This is a genomic window from Pseudidiomarina piscicola (assembly GCF_902806985.1).
GTDB classification, from domain to species: Bacteria; Pseudomonadota; Gammaproteobacteria; order Enterobacterales; family Alteromonadaceae; genus Pseudidiomarina; species Pseudidiomarina piscicola.
This window is the reverse complement of record NZ_CADCXY010000002.1, coordinates 373,246-391,357: the sequence shown is the minus strand read 5'-3', so window position 1 is coordinate 391,357 and position 18,112 is coordinate 373,246. Positions and strand designations below refer to the sequence as shown.

The 18,112-nt window shown below is 48.0% G+C and carries 21 protein-coding genes; 2 read left to right on the top strand and 19 right to left on the bottom strand.

What is annotated here, in order from left to right; genetic code table 11:
* Positions 1–3 precede the first annotated feature (3 nt).
* Both PSI9734_RS06640 and PSI9734_RS06635 read left to right on the top strand, forming a co-directional pair.
* Positions 4–594, top strand: a complete 591-nt coding sequence (locus PSI9734_RS06640; protein ID WP_173920321.1) for a uracil-DNA glycosylase family protein — start codon at positions 4–6, stop codon at positions 592–594.
* 63 nt (positions 595–657) lie between these two features.
* On the top strand, positions 658–1,296 hold the full coding sequence (locus PSI9734_RS06635) for a cation diffusion facilitator family transporter (RefSeq protein ID WP_173920320.1): 639 nt from the start codon (positions 658–660) through the stop codon (positions 1,294–1,296).
* 5 nt (positions 1,297–1,301) lie between these two features.
* Here the strand turns inward: PSI9734_RS06635 and PSI9734_RS06630 are convergent, their stop codons facing one another.
* From PSI9734_RS06630 to PSI9734_RS06540, 19 genes are all read right to left on the bottom strand, one after another.
* Positions 1,302–3,152: an Lnb N-terminal periplasmic domain-containing protein gene (locus PSI9734_RS06630; protein ID WP_173920319.1), complete on the bottom strand. Its 1,851-nt coding sequence runs from the start codon at positions 3,150–3,152 to the stop codon at positions 1,302–1,304.
* Positions 3,153–3,206: 54 nt separating this feature from the next.
* Positions 3,207–3,707: a DUF3015 family protein gene (locus PSI9734_RS06625; protein ID WP_173920318.1), complete on the bottom strand. Its 501-nt coding sequence runs from the start codon at positions 3,705–3,707 to the stop codon at positions 3,207–3,209.
* 28 nt (positions 3,708–3,735) lie between these two features.
* On the bottom strand, positions 3,736–3,987 hold the full coding sequence (locus PSI9734_RS06620; protein ID WP_173920317.1) for a hypothetical protein: 252 nt from the start codon (positions 3,985–3,987) through the stop codon (positions 3,736–3,738).
* Positions 3,988–4,061: 74 nt separating this feature from the next.
* The gene (locus PSI9734_RS06615) at positions 4,062–4,307 is read right to left on the bottom strand and encodes a GlsB/YeaQ/YmgE family stress response membrane protein (protein ID WP_173920316.1); all 246 of its coding nucleotides are present in this window, start codon (positions 4,305–4,307) and stop codon (positions 4,062–4,064) included.
* A 91-nt stretch (positions 4,308–4,398) separates the two neighbouring features.
* Positions 4,399–4,629, bottom strand: a complete 231-nt coding sequence (locus PSI9734_RS06610; RefSeq protein ID WP_173920315.1) for a hypothetical protein — start codon at positions 4,627–4,629, stop codon at positions 4,399–4,401.
* Positions 4,630–4,682: 53 nt separating this feature from the next.
* Entirely contained in the window at positions 4,683–6,515 is a 1,833-nt protein-coding gene (gene glmS / locus PSI9734_RS06605) for a glutamine--fructose-6-phosphate transaminase (isomerizing) (RefSeq protein WP_173920314.1), read from the bottom strand.
* A gap of 5 nt (positions 6,516–6,520) precedes the next feature.
* Complete coding sequence (glmU, locus tag PSI9734_RS06600; RefSeq protein WP_173920313.1) at positions 6,521–7,885, bottom strand: bifunctional UDP-N-acetylglucosamine diphosphorylase/glucosamine-1-phosphate N-acetyltransferase GlmU; 1,365 nt, start codon at positions 7,883–7,885, stop codon at positions 6,521–6,523.
* Positions 7,886–8,209: 324 nt separating this feature from the next.
* Positions 8,210–8,950: an RHS repeat domain-containing protein gene (locus PSI9734_RS06595; RefSeq protein WP_173920312.1), complete on the bottom strand. Its 741-nt coding sequence runs from the start codon at positions 8,948–8,950 to the stop codon at positions 8,210–8,212.
* 404 nt (positions 8,951–9,354) lie between these two features.
* On the bottom strand, positions 9,355–9,771 hold the full coding sequence (locus PSI9734_RS06590) for a F0F1 ATP synthase subunit epsilon (protein WP_173920311.1): 417 nt from the start codon (positions 9,769–9,771) through the stop codon (positions 9,355–9,357).
* Positions 9,772–9,787: 16 nt separating this feature from the next.
* Positions 9,788–11,173 carry a F0F1 ATP synthase subunit beta gene (gene atpD / locus PSI9734_RS06585; RefSeq protein WP_173920310.1) on the bottom strand — a complete coding sequence of 462 codons (1,386 nt, stop codon included), beginning with the start codon at positions 11,171–11,173 and terminating at the stop codon, positions 9,788–9,790.
* A gap of 39 nt (positions 11,174–11,212) precedes the next feature.
* Positions 11,213–12,085 carry a F0F1 ATP synthase subunit gamma gene (gene atpG, locus PSI9734_RS06580; protein WP_173920309.1) on the bottom strand — a complete coding sequence of 291 codons (873 nt, stop codon included), beginning with the start codon at positions 12,083–12,085 and terminating at the stop codon, positions 11,213–11,215.
* Positions 12,086–12,141: 56 nt separating this feature from the next.
* The gene (atpA, locus tag PSI9734_RS06575; RefSeq protein WP_173920308.1) at positions 12,142–13,683 is read right to left on the bottom strand and encodes a F0F1 ATP synthase subunit alpha; all 1,542 of its coding nucleotides are present in this window, start codon (positions 13,681–13,683) and stop codon (positions 12,142–12,144) included.
* Between the two features lie 14 nt (positions 13,684–13,697).
* Positions 13,698–14,231: a F0F1 ATP synthase subunit delta gene (atpH, locus tag PSI9734_RS06570; RefSeq protein ID WP_173920307.1), complete on the bottom strand. Its 534-nt coding sequence runs from the start codon at positions 14,229–14,231 to the stop codon at positions 13,698–13,700.
* An 18-nt stretch (positions 14,232–14,249) separates the two neighbouring features.
* Positions 14,250–14,720 carry a F0F1 ATP synthase subunit B gene (gene atpF, locus PSI9734_RS06565; RefSeq protein WP_173920306.1) on the bottom strand — a complete coding sequence of 157 codons (471 nt, stop codon included), beginning with the start codon at positions 14,718–14,720 and terminating at the stop codon, positions 14,250–14,252.
* A 48-nt stretch (positions 14,721–14,768) separates the two neighbouring features.
* On the bottom strand, positions 14,769–15,002 hold the full coding sequence (gene atpE / locus PSI9734_RS06560) for a F0F1 ATP synthase subunit C (protein WP_034733567.1): 234 nt from the start codon (positions 15,000–15,002) through the stop codon (positions 14,769–14,771).
* Between the two features lie 61 nt (positions 15,003–15,063).
* Positions 15,064–15,921 (bottom strand): F0F1 ATP synthase subunit A, encoded by an 858-nt coding sequence (atpB, locus tag PSI9734_RS06555; RefSeq protein ID WP_173920305.1) that lies wholly within the window; start codon positions 15,919–15,921, stop codon positions 15,064–15,066.
* Between the two features lie 16 nt (positions 15,922–15,937).
* Entirely contained in the window at positions 15,938–16,324 is a 387-nt protein-coding gene (locus PSI9734_RS06550) for an ATP synthase subunit I (protein WP_173920304.1), read from the bottom strand.
* Positions 16,325–16,398: 74 nt separating this feature from the next.
* Complete coding sequence (locus tag PSI9734_RS06545) at positions 16,399–17,298, bottom strand: ParB/RepB/Spo0J family partition protein (RefSeq protein ID WP_173920303.1); 900 nt, start codon at positions 17,296–17,298, stop codon at positions 16,399–16,401.
* Between the two features lie 14 nt (positions 17,299–17,312).
* Positions 17,313–18,110: a ParA family protein gene (locus PSI9734_RS06540; RefSeq protein WP_173920302.1), complete on the bottom strand. Its 798-nt coding sequence runs from the start codon at positions 18,108–18,110 to the stop codon at positions 17,313–17,315.
* Positions 18,111–18,112: the final 2 nt, after the last annotated feature.

The following is an 18,112-nucleotide window of genomic DNA, read 5'->3' as shown; positions in this document are numbered from 1 at the left end:
GACATGGATGAGCTTCTACAACAAGTAAGAGCCTGTCGCTACTGTGAAGCAGAGCTTCCCTGTAAGCCACGACCAGTGCTGCAAGCTGCACCTGCAGCTAAAATACTCATTGCTGGACAGGCGCCAGGGCGCCGCGTTCATGCCTCAGGCGTGCCTTTTGATGATCCTAGCGGCGAGCGCCTACGCACTTGGCTTGGGGTTGATCGCACTGCTTTTTATGATGCGCAGAAATTTGCCATTTTACCGATGGGATTTTGCTACCCCGGCACCGGTAAGTCAGGTGATTTACCCCCGCGCCCAGAATGTGCGCCATTGTGGCGTGAATCACTATTAGCCAAGCTGCCAAAACTTGAATTAGTGATTGCTATTGGCAGTTACGCAATTCGCTGGCATTTACACCAGCAAGGTTTGGGTTCGCAACGCGATAATTTAACCCAAACCGTCGCACGCTGGCGCGAATTTTGGCCGACCGTGCTGCCAACACCGCATCCAAGCCCGCGCAATAACCTATGGCTCAAACGTAACCCATGGTTTGAAACCGAGGTGATTCCCGAACTTCAAAAACGTGTGAAGCTCCTTATTAGTGACGAATAATCTGCCATCGTTAGCCATCTCTTCCTATGTTAAAATAGCCCTAATTCATCAGGGGAGAACTTCATGAGTAGCTGTTGTGGCATCGATGACACTCAAACAAAAATTGATAACGCCCAGCGTAAATTGCTGTGGACCGTATTAGTTCTTAATGCGGTCATGTTCTTTGTCGAGTTCATTGCCGGTTGGCTAGCTCAATCGAGTGGTCTTATCGCTGACTCGCTAGACATGCTCGCCGACGCACTCGTTTATTCCGCAAGTCTCTACGCAGTAGGTAAATCGTTAAAGCATAAAGCCAACGCGGCGCTCTTAAACGGAACCATGCAACTGGTCTTAGCCAGTGTGGTAATTATTGATGTGGTTAAACGCGCTATTTTTGGTAGTGCGCCGAATGCCGACATGATGCTCTCGGTGGCGATTCTTGCCCTTGTGGTCAATGTGATTTGTTTCGGTTTGCTATTCCGCTTCCGTAATGGTGATTTAAATATTCGCGCTAGTTGGATCTGCTCACGAAACGACATGCTAATGAATACCGGCGTAATTATCTCGGCACTTCTCGTAAGCTCACAAAACGCTGCTTGGCCAGACCTCTTAGTGGGTCTCATTATCGCCGCTATTGTCATCGTTTCTGCCATTGGCATTGTGCGTAATGCCTTGCAGGTTCGGCGCGGCGAAGCAGATAAGATTAACGATTGCTGTAGCTAGGTAGCTTACCAATACCAAGACCAAGCGACCTGCATCACAGTATTTTGCTGATGCTGCAGAGCAATTCTAATATCTTGGTTTTCAGCGCTATGAAAGGCGATTTCACAACCGGCAAACAAAGGTTCATTTAATCTGTTGGTGGTATCGATTTCATAGCGCACCCGACATTGGCTCCGCGCGCCGGGAAAGTCACCGATCCACTCCAACTGTGGCGCAATAATTGCTGCGCCAAGCTCTGGGGTTGGGTTTCTCAACTCTGCTCGCAACGATAAATTAAACCATTGTTCAGCTAGCATATAAGCCTTACCGTAATCAGCACTTACAACCGGGCTTAGCCGCTGCTCTGACTGCCGCAAGAAGTCTCGCTGCCAACCAACTTGCAACCCCCATGATGCGCCACCATCGCCAGGCAAACCAGAGACACTGGGATTCAAGGTATGCAATCGAAGCAACCATAGTGAATTTAGTTGCAGCTCAGTATCGTCCGCACCGACTTCAAGCTCACCCATCGTGAGGGTCGCATTAGCTAACCGACCCTGCTGAGGCTGTAACACATCATAGTAAGTGGGTCTAAAGCGCAGCGTAAGCTGTTGTGAGCTATCTACACCAGGAGCATTGAGTGATTGCATACCTATCCGTATCAAACTTGGATCTTGCCCTGATTGCGGTGCACTAGGCTGCGGCATACGCCACTCATGGGTTAAACCCATAGGTTGCTGCATACGTGCACGTAACAGTCGTGATTTGCTGTGCTGCAGGCGTTCTTGCTGTTGCTCATCGTCTCGCGTTTGGCTTAGTCGATAGGTGAAAAAATCTGTTAAAACATCACTAACGCGTACCGCCGAAGCTTCATCTAGGAAGCTAAGATCCGCCGTTTCAGGCTGCGCTAACCAGGTCTCAACAGTCTGCTTTTCGGCAGCTTCAAGCTGCTGCCAGCGTTGCTGAAACTGATACAGACGCGAAGGTATAAATTGGCGCTGAGAAATCGCTGCGGCACCATTAATCTCGGCTTGGTTAAGTCGTTGAATCACATCACTCGGCAGCACGAAAGGATCACGGCTACTCACCAGTTCACCGTCGGTAACGAGTTCTAACGCTCGCGCCATATGGTAGGCACAGTTCCGTGAGGTAAAAAAATAGGTGTAGTCGGTTTGTAGTAGCTCCCAAAGGTGCCAAATTAACAAGCGGCTTTGCGCCTCACTCGTCGCTAGACGATAGCTCCAAAGGTTTCGTAACTCTGCATCTGCGTAGTTAATGTCATAACGGTAAAAGTGACTGGTTGAATAGGCGGCTTGGTATCCGCCAAATAGCCCTTTGACGATGTAGGTAACTGGGTCTTCATCATCTGGTACGCGTGCACCGAAATTGAAACTTTGCGCGAGTAATTGGCGTGGATGATCCGCGTTATCATTGTCGATACGGATCAGCATGTGCCCATAAAAGCTTGCTGGATTATCTAAAAAACCATCGGCAAATATCACACTGACGGCATTTGGCGACTGACCGTTTAGCCACTTCTGTAATTCATCACAAGCGTCAAGGTTTAAGGGTTTAATTGCCCCTTGTTGCGCCAACCAATGCGCTCGCGCTGGGTATCTGCAGGCAAGCTGCGGCGTTTCTTTTAATGCCTCGAGGGTCGTTGTTAATTCAGCTTCAGGATTTTTATGGCCGTCGTCGTGTAAGAAAAAACCAGGAGTGGTTATTTCACTATGTGAGTGCCCATTAGGTAGGTGCAGCAACTTCTGCCAAGTTCGGCTGTTGGCAAGCTCTTGACTCGATGGTTGCGCCGCCATCGTTGAAAAAGAGAGCAAAAAGCCCACTAAAATTAACCCTAATTTGTTCATCAACTCACTCATAAAAAAAGCCCCGAACACTGTTGTGTAAGGGGCTGTACTGTTTTTAAACGCTGGTTAGCTAGCTTGGCATGCTGCAACCGCATTTGCTGCGGTGTAATACAGAGCCTCAGCTTTTTGTGCTTGATCTTGAGTAGCAAACGCGTCCGTAGCCATATTCTCTGCATAATCGGCACGTAACTTTTGAATAGCACTAGGACGTTGTGCTGCATTGCAGCCCATCAGTTGCAGCATGGCATTTAAATGCTCGCCTTCACCAACAGCTAGTTGCTCTTCAATTTGTACATAAGACTCGGTGACAAATACTGCGGTAAAAGTACCCGCACCTTCGCAGGTTTCTTTTGAAACCGTTGCAGAGGTCACGGCGGTTGTACCTAAATCCCAAATAATATTTGAGATTGCAGCAGCTAGACCGTGCTCAGGGAAAATCATCGCGCCAATACCACATTGCTGCCAAGGGTTCACACCACCTAAACCTTCAGCTTTGGCTTGTGGTGCACTAAACATACTTGCCGCTAAAACGACTGCCGCAGTGCTTAAAACGAATTTCCGTGCCATTTTTTATTCCTTCTTGTTTTTGTAAGTTTTACTTCACCCTAACTTTGCCACCGACCATTTTATAGGCTGGAGCACCACGAATCATGGTCTCCCGTGCAAACTCTTGCCCACACGAAGGGCAGATGCCCGTTGCCTGGGTATGATCTTCAACAATTCGCTCAACAAAGCATTTTACCAATGCGCCTTTGCCACCTTTTCGGTATTTATACAAAGGTTCACGGCATTTATTGCAGCTTACTTGAACGGTGCGTGAGGGTTGTTTCTTTCTAGGTTTAGCCATGCCGAGTCAGTCTACTGAATGGCATGGCTCTTGCCAAATTATTTTTGTAGGCTAAGCCTTGATGCGTTTAGAAATTAAGCCCTTTTCAAAGCTCGCACAATAATCAACAATACGATTGCGCCAACTGTGGCAACCACGATACTGCCGATTAAACTGCCGCTGCTCGAAAGGCCGAGAATACTAAACAAAAAGCCGCCTAACATTGCGCCAATAATTCCAATAACGATGTTGCCTAACAAACCAAAACCACCACCTTTTACCAAAGTGCCAGCTAGCCAACCTGCAATTAAACCGACCAATAAAAACCATAGAAAGCTCATAAGGTTTTCCTTTTTGTTGGAGAGATTAAGTTAAATTACATCGTTTTAAACATAGCAAAGAATAGCGAAATTAAAAGGTTGGGAGACATCTTTACCCAGGATTAAGGGTATTAAGAAGTTCATCGGTATTGATGGAAACAAGCGTCAAAAAAACCCCGAGCAATACGCAGCTACCATGTGTCCAGGCGCTATCGAAGTTGATGGCAATCAAAAAGTCGATCCCCCAGGCGGCCAAATACATGCCGCCAATGGCAGGCAGACTTATAACTACCAAGGCGGCGACAAAAATAACAACGGCGGCGAGCTTTTTTAAGTAACGCATAAATTATCGATATTCTAAAACCTTACTTTCGCCGCCCAAAATGATCCGCTTTATTACTCAACAGTTACCGATTTCGCTAAGTTCCGCGGCTGGTCGACGTCGGTGCCTTTGATGATCGCAACGAAGTACGATAGTAGCTGTAACGGAACCGTGTAGACGATAGGAGCGATCAGCTCGTCGCAATGACTTACGTTGATCACACGCATGCTCTCATCGCCTTTAAAGTGGGCGTCTTTGTCGGCAAACACATACATGATACCGCCTCGTGCACGAACCTCTTCAACGTTCGACTTTAGCTTCTCGAGCAGCTCATCATTCGGTGCGACCACGATAACTGGCATCTCGGCGTCGATAAGCGCTAATGGGCCATGCTTGAGCTCGCCAGCGGCGTAAGCTTCGGCGTGAATATACGAGATCTCTTTGAGTTTTAACGAGCCTTCCATCGCGATCGGGTATTGCGACCCTCGACCCAAGAATAAGCTGTGAAACTTATCTGCAAATTCAGGCGCTAATGCCTCTATTTCGTCCGACAGTAAGAGTGCTTCTTCAAGCTTCGCCGGCAATGCTTTAAGGGCAGCCACGAGGTTTTGCTGTTTATCTTCCGACAAACCGCGTGTTTGACCAAAGGCCAACACTAACATCATTAACCCGACGAGTTGGGTGGTAAATGCTTTGGTTGAAGCAACACCAATTTCGGTGCCCGCACGTGTCATGTAAGCCAGGTCTGACTCACGTACCATCGACGATGTCGAAACATTACAAATGGTCAGTGAGCTCTTATAACCAAGCTCTTTAGACAACCTTAAAGCCGCAAGCGTATCGGCGGTTTCTCCCGACTGCGAAATAGTGACTAACAAGCTATTAGGGTGAACATGCGACTGTCGATAGCGGAACTCCGAGGCTATTTCAACATTACATGACACGCCAGCTAAGGCTTCAAGCCAATACCGAGCGACCATGCCAGCATGATAAGAAGTACCGCACGCAACGATTTGTACGTGCTCAATACCCTTTAGAACGTCCAGAGAACCTTCACCGAAAGTATGCGGTGCTACTTTGCCGTTCACCAGACGACCTTCAAGTGCATTACGCACGGCGGCTGGCTGCTCGTGTATCTCTTTCAGCATAAAGTGGCGATAATTACCTTTACCACCGGCATCATATTGCCCGTCAGACTCATGAATTTCACGCTCTACGCGCGCACCAGTTTGGTCGTAAACCGTCACTTTGGTGCGCGTGATATCGGCCATATCACCTTCTTCGAGGTACATGAATTTACGCGTGACCGGTAATAATGCAAGCTGATCTGACGCAATAAAGTTTTCGCCAATACCCAGCCCGATCACTAATGGGCTTCCCGAACGGGCAACCACTAAACGCCCTGGTTCTTCACAGTCCATGACGACAGTGCCATAGGCCCCTTCCAACTGCTGAACCGCTGCTTGTACCGCTGCAAATAAATCGGAATGCTGTTGCTTCTCATGATTCACTAGATGACAAATCACTTCGGTATCGGTATCAGAGGTAAAGGTATACCCCAAGCCACGTAACTTCTCGCGCAACTTTTCATGATTTTCGATAATGCCGTTATGAACCACGGCGATACAGTCATTAGAAATGTGTGGGTGCGCATTGGCTTCGGTAACGCCGCCATGAGTAGCCCAGCGCGTATGGGCAATACCCGTAGTGCCGGCCAGCGGATGTTCGCCCACCGCGTCTTTCAATGCTTGGACCTTCCCGGTACGGCGTAAGCTCTCAATACGGCCATCTTCGCTTAGCACGGCGAGCCCTGCTGAGTCGTAACCACGGTACTCAAGGCGCTTCAGACCCTCTAGTAAAATTTCGCTAATACGGCGCTCAGACGTCGCGCCAACAATACCACACATACAGCTTATCCCTTTGTTTTAGGCCGTTGCCAGCCAGCAATATTTCGTTGTTTACCTCGAGCTATCCCAAGCTCGTTGTCCTCAAGCGATTTAGTGATGGTTGAACCCGCACCCACCGTCGCTTGCTTACCGACTCGAACGGGCGCTACTAAAGAGCTATTCGAGCCGATAAAGGCGCCATCATCGATTTCGGTGGTCGACTTATTCACCCCGTCGTAGTTACAGGTGATGGTACCGGCGCCAATATTCACGCCTTCACCGATAATGGCATCGCCTAAATAAGTTAAATGATTCGCCTTAGAGCCTTTGCCCAAGTGAGTTTTTTTCATTTCAACAAAATTACCCACCTTCGCACCTTGGCGCAGCACGGAACCAGGGCGTAAACGGGCATAAGGGCCAACCTCACAGTTTTCAGCGATGTCAGCTTCTTCGACAATGCTATGCGAATTAATCCGGGTGCCGGCGGCAATATGGCAGTTCCGCAAAATACAATGGCTTTCTATTACCACGCCCTCGCCGAGCTCTACGTTACCTTCGAAAATAACATTTACGTCAACCGTTACATCATTAGCGATAGCAACTGTTCCGCGTACATCCACTCGGGCGGGGTCAAGTAAGGTAGCACCGTCTAGCATCAGTTGTTCAGCTTGCCGATGCTGATAAGCACGTTCTAACGCCGCCAGTTGCACCCGGTTATTTGCACCCTCAACTTCGTGAATGTCTTTGGGCTGCGTCGAGGCAATAGCAACGCCTTCACTCGCGGCCATAGCGACAATATCGGTAAGATAATATTCACCTTGGGCATTGTCATTCGACAGCTGTGCTAGCCAACGCTTCAATGATTTACCTTGCGCTAGCATCATACCAGTATTGGCTTCGGTTACTTTTAACTGTTCAGCGGTGGCGTCTTTTTGCTCTACGATACCGGTAATTTTACCACTTTCGTCACGCAGAATACGACCGTAGCCGCTGGGGTCGGGCAAGGTAACCGTTAACAACGCAAGTTCCGTTTGTTGGCCCGCCGCCACCAATTCTTGTAAGGTTTCTACCCGCGTTAACGGCACGTCGCCGTACAAAATAAGCACATGCTCATCATCTTTCACGTGGGGAATAATTTGCTGAACCGCATGTCCGGTACCAAGCTGCTCTGCCTGTTCAACAAAGTTTAACTGTTGCCCACCAAGGCGTTCCAATAACGCCTCAGCCCCGTGGCCATAAATCACATGAATGGTGCTCGAGTCTAATTGCCTTGCACTATCAATCACATGTTGCACCATAGGTTTATGGGCAACTGGATGAAGTACCTTTGGCAATGCTGAACGCATGCGGGTGCCCTTACCAGCAGCAAGAACCACTACACTCAATGCCATGAATCCTTCCATTTTCTCAGTTAGTGAATAAGGGGACCTATTCTAGCGGGATTACAGGAAATTAACAGGGACAAACGTACCTTATGGGCCGCTAGTTAACTAGATTTTCAGTTTTTTTGCAAAGTCGCCCGATTGTCACCCGTTTTCCCTTAAGGGCTCGTGCCCGTGCTCACCGCTAGGCTCTGCAACGGGCACACCGCTCTCGTTTCGGTGCCGAATCCCTAAGATCTGACTGTCTGTGTATCGTGATTTGCGCATAGAAAACTCCTTCGTTTTAGTTTAACGGAATTTTCTACTTATAACTGCTCCGATTTTTCGGGGGGATTACACTAGCCGCGGATGGTAAACCCGTGCTTTAAAATAGTACAGCTCGGTGCCGGGGATGAGGATCTGCCCGGTAAAACGAAAGCGCGCATCGCTGCTGTTCTTCGGATTGCCGTAAGCATCGTACTGATGTGCTTGCAATAGGCCGCCATTAGCGGTCATCTCGGCGATGATGCTGCCGCGCTCATCCGCCAGCAGGTAACGGCGGGCATTCACCCCGGCACCTTCGTAACGAATGACCGGGTCATCGTTGCCAAGGCCATGAATAAAGCGGCGCAACAGCGTACCAGTGCTGTGATACTCAGCCACCAACTCATCACCATCGTACAGGTAATCGATGATTTCGCCGTTATGTACTGTACGCGTTAAGCGACCGGTAGCATCGTAGCTAAGCGCGACTGTATCGTCAGGACCGTTCGCTGTAACCAGGCGATTGTGGGCATCATAAACATAACTCCAACCGTCAAAGCCAGCAAGGTTGCCCGCACTGGTGTAGTTCGCGTACTCCGGGAGGCCATCGACAGTGACTTGCGTATACTGATTAAGGTTATTCACGCTGTAAAATTCAGTGCTTAGCGTCGGCATCTGAATTTGATAATCCGCGTTGCTGACCGTTTTACTCTGCAACTGACTGGCCGGATTATAGCTGTAACTGCTGTCGTTGAACCCCTGGTGGTCGAAATCAAGCACCCGGCCCATGCCGTCGTAGCTAAGCGTGGTGATGGTGCTGCCCGCACGCACAAAATGCAACCGACTAACAGCTCGATAATTATCCCAGACGAGCTACTACTCGGCCAAAATCCCTTGACACAATTCAATAACATCTCAACCTGATAGTCAACAAGATTATTATATTAAATATATAGATAAAGTTAGGATTTTAACTATTCTTTTGTGGCTTCGAGGATCATGCTGATGCTTAACTTCCGCTTACGATTGATCACTTTGCTGACACGACTGCGATAACCAAAGATCTTAGGGATTCGGCACCGAAACGAGAGCGGTGTGGCCGTTGCAGAGCCTAGCGGTGACTGCGGGCACGAGCCCTTAAGGGAAAACGGATGACAATCGGACGACTTTGCAAAATTTTTGCACAAAAAAGCCCAGCTCGAAGCTGGGCTTTTAAATCAGTAGGCTGGTGCAAATTACTTGCGAATTTTGCGAATAATCTGCAATTGTGCCAACGCCCGCGACAATTCGGCTGCAGCTTCTGCGTAGCTAAGGTCCGAACTAGAATCTGCGATTGCTGCTTCAGCGCGTTTTTTCGCATCAAGAGCTTGTTGTTCATCAAGCTCTTCACCGCGAACGGCTGTATCAGCCAGAACCGTGACGTTGTGAGGCTGCACTTCCAGCACACCACCAGCAACGTAGATGATTTCTTCGTCACCGCCTTCTTTCACGACGCGCACCATACCTGGTTTGATTTTCGTGATAAGTGGCGCGTGACCTGGGTAAATACCCAGCTCACCTTCGCTACCGGTCACTTGCACGGTCTCTACTGCGCCGCTATATAAGCTATCTTCGGCGCTGACCACGTCAAGGTGTACAGTTTTTGCTGCCATTTAAACCTCCCGGTTCTTACATTTTCTTGGCTTTTTCGGCCGCTTCTTCGATGCTGCCAACCATGTAAAACGCTTGTTCTGGAAGGTCGTCGTGATCACCGTTTAAGATGCCTTTAAAGCCAGCAATGGTGTCTTTCAATGCAACGTATTTACCAGGCGCGCCGGTAAATACTTCTGCTACGAAGAACGGCTGTGACAAGAAACGCTGAATCTTACGGGCACGAGATACGGTCTGCTTGTCTTCTTCTGACAACTCGTCCATACCCAAGATTGCGATAATGTCTTTCAGTTCTTTGTAACGCTGCAGTACTGACTGCACACCACGTGCTACGTCATAGTGCTCTTTGCCGATAACTTGCGGGTCAAGCTGACGTGAAGTTGAATCCAATGGATCAACCGCAGGGTAGATACCCAAAGACGCGATATCACGTGACAATACAACAGTCGCATCCAAGTGCGCGAAGGTTGTTGCTGGTGATGGGTCAGTCAAGTCATCCGCAGGTACGTATACCGCTTGGATTGAGGTGATTGAACCGGTCTTGGTTGAAGTAATACGTTCTTGCAATACACCCATCTCTTCAGCAAGTGTAGGCTGATAACCTACTGCTGATGGCATACGACCCAACAATGCTGATACCTCGGTACCGGCCAGGGTGTAACGATAGATGTTATCAACGAAGAACAACACGTCACGACCTTCGTCACGGAACTTCTCTGCCATGGTCAAACCGGTTAACGCAACGCGCAAACGGTTACCTGGAGGCTCGTTCATCTGACCGTAGACCAATGCTACTTTGTCGAGTACGTTTGAATCTTTCATCTCGTGATAGAAGTCATTACCCTCACGTGTACGCTCACCAACACCAGCGAATACTGAGTAGCCGCTGTGCTCGATTGCGATGTTACGGATAAGCTCCATCATGTTGACGGTTTTACCAACACCGGCACCACCGAACAAACCAACTTTACCACCTTTAGCGAACGGGCAAATCAAGTCGATAACTTTGATACCCGTTTCTAAAAGCTCGGTAGAGCTTGACTGTTCTTCGTACGAAGGTGCTGCGCGATGAATTGACATGCGCTCTTCTGCACCAACGTCACCGGCTTCATCAATTGGCTCACCCAATACGTTCATGATCCGGCCAAGGGTCTTTTTACCCACTGGCACCATGATTGGTTCACCTGTATTTTCTGCTGTAATTCCACGACGCAAGCCGTCAGTAGTACCCATTGCGATTGTTCGCACGATACCACCACCAAGCTGCTGCTGCACTTCGAGGGTTAAACCCTTGAGGTCACCGTCGGTCACCTTCAGCGCGTCGTAGACCTTTGGCACGCTTGATTGTGGAAATTCGAAATCCACAACCGCGCCAATTATTTGCACGACCTTACCTTGACTCATGACATTTCCTCTAACTCTAAAATTCTTGCAAGCTTCGCCTTAAACCGCTTCGGCGCCCGATACAATTTCCGAAATTTCCTGCGTAATCGCTGCCTGGCGTGCTTTGTTGTACACCAATTGCAGTTGATCGATGAGGTCTTCGGCGTTGTCGGTAGCGGCTTTCATTGCCACCATCCGCGCTGCCTGTTCACTCGCGATATTATCGACCACACCTTGATAAACACTGGATTCGACAAAACGACGAATCAGAGTATCAAGGATGGATTGTGGCTCAGGCTCATACAGATAGTCCCAACTACCTGCTTGAACACGATCACGCTCTTCTTCGTCAGCTTTTGGCAGCGGTAGCATTTGCTCTATCGCTGGCTCCTGCGTCATGGTGTTAATAAACTTGTTATACACCACGAACAAGCGGTCGATTTTGCCTTCATCGAACGCATCGAGCATCACTTGTACGGTTCCAAGCACATCGTTCACACTTGGCTTATCACCAAGGCCTGATGTTTGCGCCAGTAAACGGCCTCCAAAGCGTTTAAAGAAACCCGTTGCCTTGCTGCCTACCGCTGCGAAATCAACCTCAATACCGTTGTCTTTCTGTGCTTGAGCATGTTTGACCACCGCTTTAAATTCATTGGTGTTCAAACCGCCGCACAAACCGCGGTCGGTTGAAATAACGATATAACCAACCCGTTTAGCATCACGTTCTTCTAAATACGGATGCTTATACTCGAGGTTGGCATGGGCAACATGGCCGATCACCTTGCGAATGCTGTCGGCATACGGACGGCTTGAAGCCATACGTTCCTGCGCCTTTTTCATCTTCGACGCAGCAACCATTTCCATTGCGCTGGTGATCTTCTGAGTATTGTTAATACTCCCGATCTTGGTTTTTATCTCTTTACCGCTGGCCATGATAATCTCCTGTTAACTCAACGACGTGTGGCCACTTTTAGAAGTGGCCACGTTGCTTACCAAGACTGCGTCTTCTTGAAGGTTTTCAAACCTTCATGCAGCTTAGCTTCGATGTCGTCGTTATAGTTGCCAGTTTTATCAATATCAGCCATCAGATCGGCGTACTCGCTCTTCATGTACGAAATTAACGCACTTTCAAAGTCGAGGATTTTGTCCTGCGCCACATCTTTGAGGTAGCCTTTTTCAGCTGAGAAGATGGACACTGCCATTTCTGCAACACTCATTGGCTCATATTGGTTCTGTTTCATAAGTTCGGTGACACGCTGACCGTGCTCTAACTGCGAACGCGTTGCTTCGTCAAGATCTGAAGCGAACTGTGCGAAGGCAGCAAGCTCACGATACTGAGCTAATGCCAAACGAATACCACCACCAAGCTTCTTAATGATCTTGGTCTGTGCTGAACCACCAACACGTGATACCGAGATACCTGCGTTAACAGCAGGGCGGATACCAGCGTTGAATAAGTCAGTTTCTAAGAAGATCTGACCGTCGGTGATTGAGATCACGTTGGTAGGTACGAAGGCAGATACGTCACCAGCTTGGGTTTCGATGATTGGCAAGGCTGTTAATGAACCTGTCTTACCTTTCACTTCACCGTTGGTGAACTTCTCAACGTAGTCGGCGTTTACTCGCGCTGAACGCTCAAGCAAGCGAGAGTGCAAGTAGAATACGTCACCTGGGTAAGCTTCACGACCTGGTGGACGACGTAACAGCAATGAGATTTGACGATAAGCAACTGCTTGCTTCGACAAGTCATCATAAACGATCAATGCGTCTTCACCGCGGTCACGGAAATATTCACCCATGGTACAACCTGAATAGGCTGCCAAGTATTGCAACGCTGCTGATTCAGAAGCAGATGCTGCAACAACAATAGTATTTTCCAACGCACCATGTTCTTCAAGTTTGCGTACTACCGCAGCGATGGTCGATGCTTTTTGACCAATAGCTACATACACACACTTAATACCAGAGTCTTTCTGGTTGATGATGGCATCGACAGCCAATGCAGTTTTACCTGTTTGACGGTCACCGATCACCAACTCACGCTGACCTCGGCCAATTGGAATCATCGCATCAATAGACTTGTAACCAGTTTGTACTGGCTGATCTACTGATTGGCGTTCGATAACGCCCGGTGCGATTTTTTCAACAGGTTCAAAGCCGTCGGCTTCGATAGGTCCTTTACCGTCAATAGGTTCACCCAAGGTGTTCACTACACGGCCCAGTAATTTATTCCCTACTGGTACTTCGAGGATACGGCCTGTTGATTTAACTTTAACGCCTTCTTGCAGATCCGCGTACGGACCCATAACAACGGCGCCAACAGAATCGCGCTCTAAGTTCAACGCGATTGCGTAACGATTACCAGGAAGCTCAATCATCTCACCTTGCATACAGTCTGCAAGGCCGTGAATGCGGATGATACCATCGGTTACAGAGATGATAGTACCTTCGTTACGAGCTTCACTGACCACTTCGAACTGGTCAATTCGTTTTTTGATCAGCTCTGCGATTTCATTTGAATTCAGTTGCATGCTCAAGTCCCCAATTAGGATTGCAGTGCATGGGTAAGCCTATCGAGCTTACCGCGCACGGTACCGTCAATCACGGTGTCACCGGCTTTGATATAAAGGCCGCTAACAATCGCTGCATCGACACTGCAATTCAGCTTAACTTTGCGTGAAAAACGTTTTTCCAACGTTTCTGCTAGATTTTCCTGCTGCTTTTTCGTCAATTTGACCGCTGAGGTCACATCGACAGTAACTTCCTTTTCATGTTCTGAACGGAACTCACTAAAAAGCTTTTCTACAGCAGTTAATGCTTTCAAGCGGCCATTTTCAGCCATCAATCGAACGAAATTCTGGGCGTTGTCGTCCAGTTGTTCGCCACAAACGTTGATGAAAACATCCACCTTCTTTTCTAGCGTTTCAGCGCTACTCAAAAACGTGGCCATCGCTTCGTCGTTCGCAACAGCGGCGGCGAAAGCAATCATTTCATGCCATTTTTCGATAGCGCTCTTCTCTAGTGCAAAATCAAAAGCTGCTTTTGCATAGGGGCGAGCAACCGTAGTCAATTCTGACATTTGCACAAACCCCTTTGGTTAGAGTTCAGCGACCAGTTTTTCAACAATGTCACTGTGAGCGTCTTTATCAATTTCACGCTCGATGATTTTGCTTGCACCAGCTACAGCTAATACAGCCACTTGCTTGCGCAATTCTTCGCGTAGGCGATTGCGCTCAGCTTCGACTTCAGAGTGACCAGCAGCAACGACTTTTTCACGCTCTTGCTCACCACGCTTTTTACCATCTTCGATGGTTTCGTCCGCACGTTTTTTCGCTTGGGCGATAATCTCAGCAGCTTGCGCTTTCGCGTCTTTCAGTTCGTCAGCAACTTTTGCTTGCGCTTCTTCAAGACTCTTCTCAGCTTTTTCACCAGCTGCAAGGCCATCAGCAATCTTTTTCTGACGAGCTTCAATCGCATTGTTCAGCGGTGGCCAAACAAACTTCATGCAAAATAGCACAAAGACAATAAACGCGATTAATTCACCAATCAGGGTCATATTTAAACTCATAGACCCACCCTCCTATTCGTTCAGTTGTTCGAGAAAGTTAATCGAGCCTTAAAGAACGAACAACAGAACCATGGCGATACCAACACCGATCATTGCTACCGCATCGATCAGACCTGCCAAGATGAACATTTTAACCTGCAGTGAAGGCGCTAATTCTGGCTGACGTGCACACGCTTCCAAGAATTTACCACCCATGTTACCGAAACCTACAGCAGTACCGATTGCGCCGAAACCGATCAATAGTGCTACAGCGATATATTTAAGACCTAACATTAGTTCCATTGTTTTCTCCGATATTTCAAAGGTTGAAGTTAAAGTTAAATTTAAAAGTTAATACTAAAAACTAGTGACTTTCAGAACTGGCCATACTTAAGTAAACGATGGTCAGCATCATGAATACGAACGCTTGCAGCGTGATAACTAAGATATGGAACACCGCCCAAACAAAGTGTAATGGTAGCTGCGCTAAGCCAATCGCACCGATCAGAATGAAGATCAGCTCACCGGCATAAAGGTTACCGAACAAACGTAACGCAAGTGAGAAGGGCTTCGCGACCAAGGCTATGGTTTCAAGTAACAGGTTAAATGGAATCAGAATAACCTGAACCACCATGTTGCTTGAATTAAACGGGTGTAACGTTAGTTCTTTAACGAAACCAACGATACCTTTCATACGAATACCGTAACCGATCATTAACAAGAATACGCCCAGCGCTAACGCCGCGGTCATATTGATATCAGTGGTTGGAACAATCTTCATGTAAACATCATGAGAGTCCATACCGAATGCTGTTTCACCGACATAGCCGGCAAACGCAGGTAAGAAGTCGACGGGAATTAAGTCCATTAAGTTCATCAAGAACACCCAGACGAAAATCGTCAAAGCCAATGGTGCTATCAGCTTACTTTTACCGTGGAAGGTATCACGCACGTTGTCAGAAACGAATTCAACGATCATTTCGATAAAGCACTGGAATTTTCCAGGTATACCGGTGTTCGCCTTCTTCGCCGCACTACGAAACATAATTAAGAACAGGATGCCTAGTCCGATCGACCAGGCGAGGGTGTCAATGTGCCACGTCCAGAACCCTGCTTCACTACACGCTTTATTGAAGGCAATACCATTATCGGTAAAACACATCTTGGCGTTAGTTAAGTGGTGCTGAATGTGGCTCTGGAGCGTTAACTCTTCTGCAGCCATCTTAATTCCCACAATTTTAAGTTGATTTTAAAAACAAAATCGGTGCAACCCACTGTACGATCAAAACTGTAATGTAGCCGCTACATACCGCAACCAGCGGGAGCGAAGTAAACATCAACAGCGCGACGAGTAGGATCACGGTGAAGCTCATTTTTAGTGCTTGACCGGCAAAAAAATTACCAACTATCTGCTGCGCTGAACGTGCACCACCTTGGGCAAAAGCACGCCATGCAAAAAGTGCTGTTGGAATCATTACGACGATTCCGCCGCCAACAACACCCCAAAAGTATTCATACGATGTCGCCAAAGAAAACGAGCAGGCCACTAAAAATAAGGCCGTACCTTGCGCGCGCAGTAACCGAACTGCGAGTTGTTTTCCGGCGTTTGTTAACGTCTTAGTCACGGGCTGAAAACCTTAGTAAAAAGCCCGCGATAGTATAAAGATTTGCACCTTAATTGCAACTATATACAGGCCGCTTACGCTTCGTCACTGAGTTGGAAGTGAGTAAGGATCCCGTCTAACTCATCTAAGCTGCTGTAATTAATCACCACTTTGCCTTTTCCTTTGCGACCATGGTTAATGGCAACCGCCGCGCCAAGACTTTCACTCAGGCGCTTTTCAAGGCGTTGAATATCAGCATCAGGCTCTTTTTTGGTAGGTGTTTTTTTCGGTTCCAATGCGCTACGAACAAGCTTTTCAGCTTCGCGAACGGTCATGGCTTTGGCGGCAATCGTCCGCGCTATTTCACTTTGTTGTTCACCTTGCAAGGCTAGCAGCAATTTGGCGTGACCAAGTTCAATATCGCCACGTTCGAGTAAAGTTTTAGATTCTTGTTCTAAGTTATTCAAACGCAGTAAATTAGTCACAGTCGCACGCGACTTACCAACGGCATCAGCAACTTCTTGGTGCGTTAACTGGAATTCATCTAATAGACGCTGCAACGCAGTAGCTTCTTCCATGGAGTTGAGGTCTTCACGTTGAATGTTTTCAATCAACGCTATGGCCACTGCAGCTTCATCGGGAACTTGTTTAATTAAACAGGGTACTTCGCTTAAACGCGCCATTTGCGCAGCACGCCATCGGCGTTCACCGGCGATGATTTCGTAGCGATCTGTCTCTAGTTCACGCACTACTATCGGCTGGATGATGCCTTGGGCTTTTAACGATGCGGCTAGATCTTCTAATGCTTCTGGAGACATATCTTTGCGCGGCTGGTACTTACCCGGCTGCAAAAATTCGATCGGTAACTTTTGCAATTCACCTTTGGTAATATCCTGCGCTGGTTCAGTAGCCGGCTGTTCATGATCACGAGCGTTTTTACTGGTCGTGAGTAACGCATCTAAACCGCGTCCAAGTCCTCGTTTCTTGACAGACATAAAGCGTAGGTTCCTCAGGCTTCAGCCGCTGTTTCGGCTTTTTTTAATTGTTCTGCACGCCGAATCATTTCACCGGCCAATGAAAGATAAGCTTTCGCACCCGTCGACGATTTATCGTAATACATCGCCGGCGCCCCAAAACTAGGTGCTTCCGCTAAGCGAACATTGCGCGGAATCACGGTTCGATAAACCTTATTCCCAAAGTGTGCTTTAAGTTGCTCGGAAACATCGTTCGCTAGGCGATTACGCGGATCATACATGGTTCGCAAAATGCCTTCGATAGCTAATTTCGGATTTACCGCTTCGGCAAGTCGTTCAATGGTGTCCATTAACGCTGTTAACCCTTCAAGGGCATAGTATTCGCACTGCATGGGCACCAATACTGAATCAGCGGCCGCCATGGCGTTCACGGTCAACATACTCAGCGAGGGCGGGCAATCGATAATAATAAAATCGTAGTTGTCGCGAATCGGCGCGAGTGCGTTAGCAAGGCGTTGTTCGCGCGCAAAAGCTTCCATTAATTTGATATCGGCGGCAGTCACATCGCCATTGGCAGCGATGAGATCGTATTTGCCGTTTGTTTCGGTAACAATAACTTCTTGTGCGGGCTTCTGATCAACAAGTAACTCGTAGGCGGTATTTTCGACTTCATATTTGTCGATTCCGCTGCCCATGGTGGCGTTGCCTTGGGGATCCAGATCAATCAACAAAACTTTACGACGTGTCGCGGCCATGGAAGCAGCCAAATTCACAGCAGTTGTCGTTTTTCCAACCCCACCTTTTTGATTTGCTATGGCTATTATTCTACCCACTG

Coding starts and splice junctions, on each gene's coding strand:
- atpH (WP_173920307.1), bottom strand. CDS start 14,231: ATGTCAGAATTGACTACGGTTGCTCGCCCCTATGCAAAAGCAGCTTTT.
- PSI9734_RS06625 (WP_173920318.1), bottom strand. CDS start 3,707: ATGGCACGGAAATTCGTTTTAAGCACTGCGGCAGTCGTTTTAGCGGCA.
- PSI9734_RS06635 (WP_173920320.1), top strand. CDS start 658: ATGAGTAGCTGTTGTGGCATCGATGACACTCAAACAAAAATTGATAAC.
- PSI9734_RS06640 (WP_173920321.1), top strand. CDS start 4: ATGGATGAGCTTCTACAACAAGTAAGAGCCTGTCGCTACTGTGAAGCA.
- atpD (WP_173920310.1), bottom strand. CDS start 11,173: ATGAGTCAAGGTAAGGTCGTGCAAATAATTGGCGCGGTTGTGGATTTC.
- glmS (WP_173920314.1), bottom strand. CDS start 6,515: ATGTGTGGTATTGTTGGCGCGACGTCTGAGCGCCGTATTAGCGAAATT.
- atpF (WP_173920306.1), bottom strand. CDS start 14,720: ATGAGTTTAAATATGACCCTGATTGGTGAATTAATCGCGTTTATTGTC.
- PSI9734_RS06630 (WP_173920319.1), bottom strand. CDS start 3,152: ATGAGTGAGTTGATGAACAAATTAGGGTTAATTTTAGTGGGCTTTTTG.
- PSI9734_RS06610 (WP_173920315.1), bottom strand. CDS start 4,629: ATGCGTTACTTAAAAAAGCTCGCCGCCGTTGTTATTTTTGTCGCCGCC.
- atpG (WP_173920309.1), bottom strand. CDS start 12,085: ATGGCCAGCGGTAAAGAGATAAAAACCAAGATCGGGAGTATTAACAAT.
- glmU (WP_173920313.1), bottom strand. CDS start 7,885: ATGGCATTGAGTGTAGTGGTTCTTGCTGCTGGTAAGGGCACCCGCATG.
- PSI9734_RS06590 (WP_173920311.1), bottom strand. CDS start 9,771: ATGGCAGCAAAAACTGTACACCTTGACGTGGTCAGCGCCGAAGATAGC.
- PSI9734_RS06545 (WP_173920303.1), bottom strand. CDS start 17,298: ATGTCTGTCAAGAAACGAGGACTTGGACGCGGTTTAGATGCGTTACTC.
- PSI9734_RS06620 (WP_173920317.1), bottom strand. CDS start 3,987: ATGGCTAAACCTAGAAAGAAACAACCCTCACGCACCGTTCAAGTAAGC.
- PSI9734_RS06615 (WP_173920316.1), bottom strand. CDS start 4,307: ATGAGCTTTCTATGGTTTTTATTGGTCGGTTTAATTGCAGGTTGGCTA.
- atpA (WP_173920308.1), bottom strand. CDS start 13,683: ATGCAACTGAATTCAAATGAAATCGCAGAGCTGATCAAAAAACGAATT.
- atpB (WP_173920305.1), bottom strand. CDS start 15,921: ATGGCTGCAGAAGAGTTAACGCTCCAGAGCCACATTCAGCACCACTTA.
- atpE (WP_034733567.1), bottom strand. CDS start 15,002: ATGGAACTAATGTTAGGTCTTAAATATATCGCTGTAGCACTATTGATC.